The sequence below is a fragment of the Rhodococcus sp. (in: high G+C Gram-positive bacteria) genome, assembly GCF_049286785.1.
Taxonomy (GTDB): Bacteria; Actinomycetota; Actinomycetes; order Mycobacteriales; family Mycobacteriaceae; genus Rhodococcus_F.
Window position 1 is genome coordinate 1 of sequence record NZ_JBAQEO010000557.1, and the last position, 3,871, is coordinate 3,871.

The 3,871-nt window shown below is 63.8% G+C and carries 4 protein-coding genes and 2 pseudogenes; all 6 read left to right on the forward strand.

Features of this window, described 5'->3' with window-relative positions:
- A pseudogene (locus WAW17_RS20090) lies at positions 1–410 on the forward strand (virulence factor Mce); the annotation flags it as partial.
- Positions 407–1,162 carry a hypothetical protein gene (locus WAW17_RS20095; protein ID WP_422334679.1) on the forward strand — a complete coding sequence of 252 codons (756 nt, stop codon included), beginning with the start codon at positions 407–409 and terminating at the stop codon, positions 1,160–1,162. The pseudogene WAW17_RS20090 and the gene WAW17_RS20095, both read left to right, overlap by 4 nt.
- Positions 1,159–1,707, forward strand: a complete 549-nt coding sequence (locus WAW17_RS20100; protein WP_422334680.1) for a h domain protein — start codon at positions 1,159–1,161, stop codon at positions 1,705–1,707. The genes WAW17_RS20095 and WAW17_RS20100 overlap by 4 nt, the downstream gene beginning before the upstream one ends.
- Positions 1,708–1,710: 3 nt before the next feature.
- A complete protein-coding gene (locus tag WAW17_RS20105; protein ID WP_422334681.1) occupies positions 1,711–2,544 on the forward strand; it encodes a nuclear transport factor 2 family protein in 834 nt (277 codons plus the stop codon).
- A gap of 84 nt (positions 2,545–2,628) precedes the next feature.
- On the forward strand, positions 2,629–2,967 hold the full coding sequence (locus WAW17_RS20110; protein WP_422334682.1) for an NAD-dependent epimerase/dehydratase family protein: 339 nt from the start codon (positions 2,629–2,631) through the stop codon (positions 2,965–2,967).
- A 301-nt stretch (positions 2,968–3,268) separates the two neighbouring features.
- A pseudogene (locus WAW17_RS20115) lies at positions 3,269–3,871 on the forward strand (transporter); the annotation flags it as partial.

Genomic DNA, 3,871 nt, shown 5'->3' on the forward strand with positions numbered 1-3,871 from the left:
GCAGTGGCGATCAGACCGACCTGATCGACACTCCTGGCAATCTTTACTGTAAAGCGGCCCAGGACGATCCGTCGGTGGTACGCGGCGCCCGGAACCTGCCGTGCATGGAGTTCCCCGGACGGCGCGCACCGACCGTCGAGCAATGCCGCACCGGCTACCAGCCTCTGGGCAACAACCCGCCCAACGGGCCTATCATGCCGCCGGATGTACCCTCGTATACGGCCGTGCCGGTAATACCCAGTTCCTACGATGGATCTTCCGGGGCACCGGCCGAGGCCGTCCCGTACGACCCCGGTACGGGTAGGTTCATTGGTTCGGATGGGCGAACCTACACCCAGCCGGATCTGGCGTCAGGATCGCCGGGAAAGGACTCGACGTGGCAGACGATGATGACAGGTCAGCAGATATGAGTTCGACCGATGTGACCGACGCGGCGTCCACGGCACGGGCACGCCGCCGGGCCGTCCGCCACGCGGGTCCCCCCGCGGGAGAGCCCGCATCGACGTCACCGGTGACCCCGGCCGAGACGGGCGGTGCCAGGACGAGCGAGTCGGTGCCGTCGAACCCGGTGCCGGGGAGGGCGCCGAAGTCCACCGCGAACGCTGTGCCCGAGGGTGAGGCCGTGCCGACGGTGTCCGTACCCGAGCCCGGTGAGGACGCGGCGGGGCGCACGCGCCGGTCGTGGAAGTCGCTGCTGGGATACGGGGTGGCCACCTTCGTGGTGGCAGCGCTGGTCGTTGCGGCAGTGCTGCTGGTACTCGACAATAGGTCCGCAGCAGAGCGTGACGATCGCCGTCAGGCATTCGTCGACACCGCCCGGCAGACCGTGTTGAACCTGACGACGATTCACCCGGAATCCGCCAAGGAAGATGTCGACCGGATCGTGGCGGGGGCCTCGGGGCAGTTCCGGGAGGAGTTCGAGGGCCGCGAGGATCCGTTCGTGGGTGTGGTGAAGGAAGCCAACGTCACCACCGAGGGCGAGATCGTCGAGTCTGCTCTCGAGAGGGAGGACGGCCTCTCGGCCGACGTCCTGGTGGCCGCTCGCACCATGGTCAGCAGCACCGACCAGCCGGAACCGGCGCCGCGTGATTTCCGGATGCGGGTCACCGTCACCGATGTCGACGGAAAACTGACCGCATCGAAAGTGGAGTTCGTCCCATGAGTCAGCACAAGCCCGAAGGTGCGGAGAAGAATTCGAGCGCACCCGACGCCGGACGGACGAGGAACCTCAACGTGTGGGTGCTGAGAATCGTGGCCGCGGTCGCGGTAGTGGCGCTCGCCGTGGGAGTGGGTTTCCTCTGGCAGAACAAGCACCAGGACGACCTGGCGGAGCGGGCGCGCACCGAGGCGGTGGACGCCGCGAGCAAGCAGGCCGTCGCGATGCTCGCGTACGACTTCGCCGATGTCGACAACCAATTGAGCGCTGCTGCAGAGGGACTCACCGGTTCGTTCCGCGACGAGTACGCCAAGCTCGTCCAGGACACCATCGCTCCCGGAGCGAAGGAGAAGCAACTCACCGTGCAGGTCTCGGTGCAGGCGGCGGCCCCGGTCTCTACCACGCCCGACGAAGCCGTAGTTCTGCTGTACCTCAACCAGATCACCACCAGCTCGGACGTCCCCGATGCCCGGACCTCAGGTAGCCGGGTGCGGATGCAACTGCAGAAGGTGGACGGCCGCTGGCTGGTCGATCAGCTGACCCCGGTGTAGCGAATGCGGACCCGCCGGCCCGAGGCCGCGGAACTGCTTGCCGCGGTGGAGCGTTCACCTGCTGCTGTGGACGCACACGACCGCGATGCATGGGTGGGTCTGTTCTCGCATGCAGCGCAGGTCAACGATCCCGTCGGTTCCCGGCCCCATGTCGGCAGGAAGGCCATCGGGAAGTTCTACGACACCTTCATCGCGCCCAATGACATCACCTTCCACGTGAAGCGTGATGTGGTGTGCGGAATGTCGGTGATCCGCGATCTCGATCTCGAGACCAGAATGTCGACGGGTGTGGTGCTCACCGTGCCGATGCACCTGCGTTACGACCTCACACTCGAGGCGGGGTCGCCGGTCATCGCCGGGTTGTACGCGTACTGGGAACTTCCGGTGATGATCGCTCAGTTGACGCGCGCAGGGTGGCGAGGCGCGCTTGCTGCCGCGAAGCTCACGCCGCAATTGGTGGCCAATCAAGGGCTTGCAGGTGTAACCGGTTTCATGCACGGACTTCGTGGTGTCGGGCGCGCCGGACGGCGTGCCGCGACCGGTTTTCTCGTCGACGCCCGGGGCGGAGATGTCGCCGCGATGGCGCGGAGGCTTGCTCCGGGTGCGGGTCTCGAGATGCCCGCCGGGACGGCGGTGTCGCTCGCCGTGTTCGCGGAAAATGCGCTGGAACTGCGATGGGACAAGATGATCATCGCGGGCCGCTTCGCCACCGTCTCTGCTCGTTCGGCGTCGTGGGTGGGGATCGTTCTCGTCGAGTTCGCGGCCCGAGGCTCCGGGATCGCGGCCGTTCGAGTATTCGCGGAAGCTTCCGACACCCTTACTCGCTGTTCTCGCTGAAGCAGGTTCTAGTACTGTCGTGTGAAATCCGGCCAGGCGCCGACGCCAGGCCGTCACCGGCCTTCACCGAGCGGGGCGTTGTCGATGAAGGTTGCAGTGACGGGCGCAGCGGGATTCGTGGGCAACAACCCGGTCCACCTGTTGGTCGAGGCGGGGCATGAGGTGATCGCCGTCGACCGGGTCCGCTCTCCATGCGCTCCCGAGGACGGGGTCTCCTGGGTGAACGGCGACGTTCTCGAGGAGTCGCGCGACAAACTCGTACACCACGCCTTGGGGCTTGACCCCGCCGGCATTGCCAATGCCGCACCACCTGCCGCATATGTCTGCAGTACGTATCGTCCTCAGGTTGGTCGAGCTCACATGAAACTGCACCCGATCCGTGAGCGGTCGCCATCAGCCGATTGTGGAGATTCAGACCGTTGATGGAAGGGATGTGAAGCGGAGCGTGACTGCACGATCAAGCCGTGAACTGGATTCACTTCATATTACCGCCAGGTCGTGATTGACATCACAAGCCGATGCGGCTACTTTTCGAACTGACATCAGTTCAGGTTCGTGGAAGGCGACAGCATTCCCATTTGTTCTTGCTCATCGAGTACATGCGCTCGCGGGCGTCGCTGTTCGGTCCATGTCTGACCGGTATATGAAAGATGAACTCTCACTCCATCATCGACGACCAGACGAAGGCGGTCGGCGCTCGGTGGGTGCCCCCAAAGGAGTTTCAATGAAGACATTCGCCAGGACGGTTGTGGTTCTGAGTGCCGTCGCCGCCATGCTCGGTATCGCAGCGTGTGGCGGCGCCTCGACCTCGTCGAAGCCCGTCGACGGAAGTTGGGAAGATATCGTTGCCGCGGCTAACGAGGAAGGCAGCGTGATGCTCTACTCGAGCCAGAAACCAGCCAACCTCGAAGCCCTCCAAGCGGCGTTTCATGCGAAGTACCCAGACATAAAGATGGATTTCGTCCGTGGCACCGACCCTGACATCAATCCACGGGTCGAGACCGAGACCAAAATCGGGAAGGGCACAGCAGACGTCCACATGCTCACTGACACTGCATGGATCCGGAATGCAGCAGATTCAGGAGCCTATTCCACAGATCTACTGGGCCCTGCACTGGAGGCACCCGAGTTCGATCCCGCGAAAAGCGTGATCAATGGTCGATTCTTCCTCTCCAGCGCGGCGGTCTTCGCCCTGGGATGGAACACCGATGCAGTACCGAATGGATTGACAACACCGCTGGACGTCATCAATCCGGAATTCCGCGGCAAGATCGGTATCGTCAACCCGGTTGGAATCGCCTCCTATGTCGATATGTCTCGGCATTAC

What these genes read in the sequence shown, in the direction of transcription:
- WAW17_RS20095 (WP_422334679.1), top strand. Translation starts at nt 407, where the DNA reads ATGAGTTCGACCGATGTGACCGACGCGGCGTCCACGGCACGGGCACGC.
- WAW17_RS20100 (WP_422334680.1), top strand. Translation starts at nt 1,159, where the DNA reads ATGAGTCAGCACAAGCCCGAAGGTGCGGAGAAGAATTCGAGCGCACCC.
- WAW17_RS20105 (WP_422334681.1), top strand. Translation starts at nt 1,711, where the DNA reads ATGCGGACCCGCCGGCCCGAGGCCGCGGAACTGCTTGCCGCGGTGGAG.
- WAW17_RS20110 (WP_422334682.1), top strand. Translation starts at nt 2,629, where the DNA reads ATGAAGGTTGCAGTGACGGGCGCAGCGGGATTCGTGGGCAACAACCCG.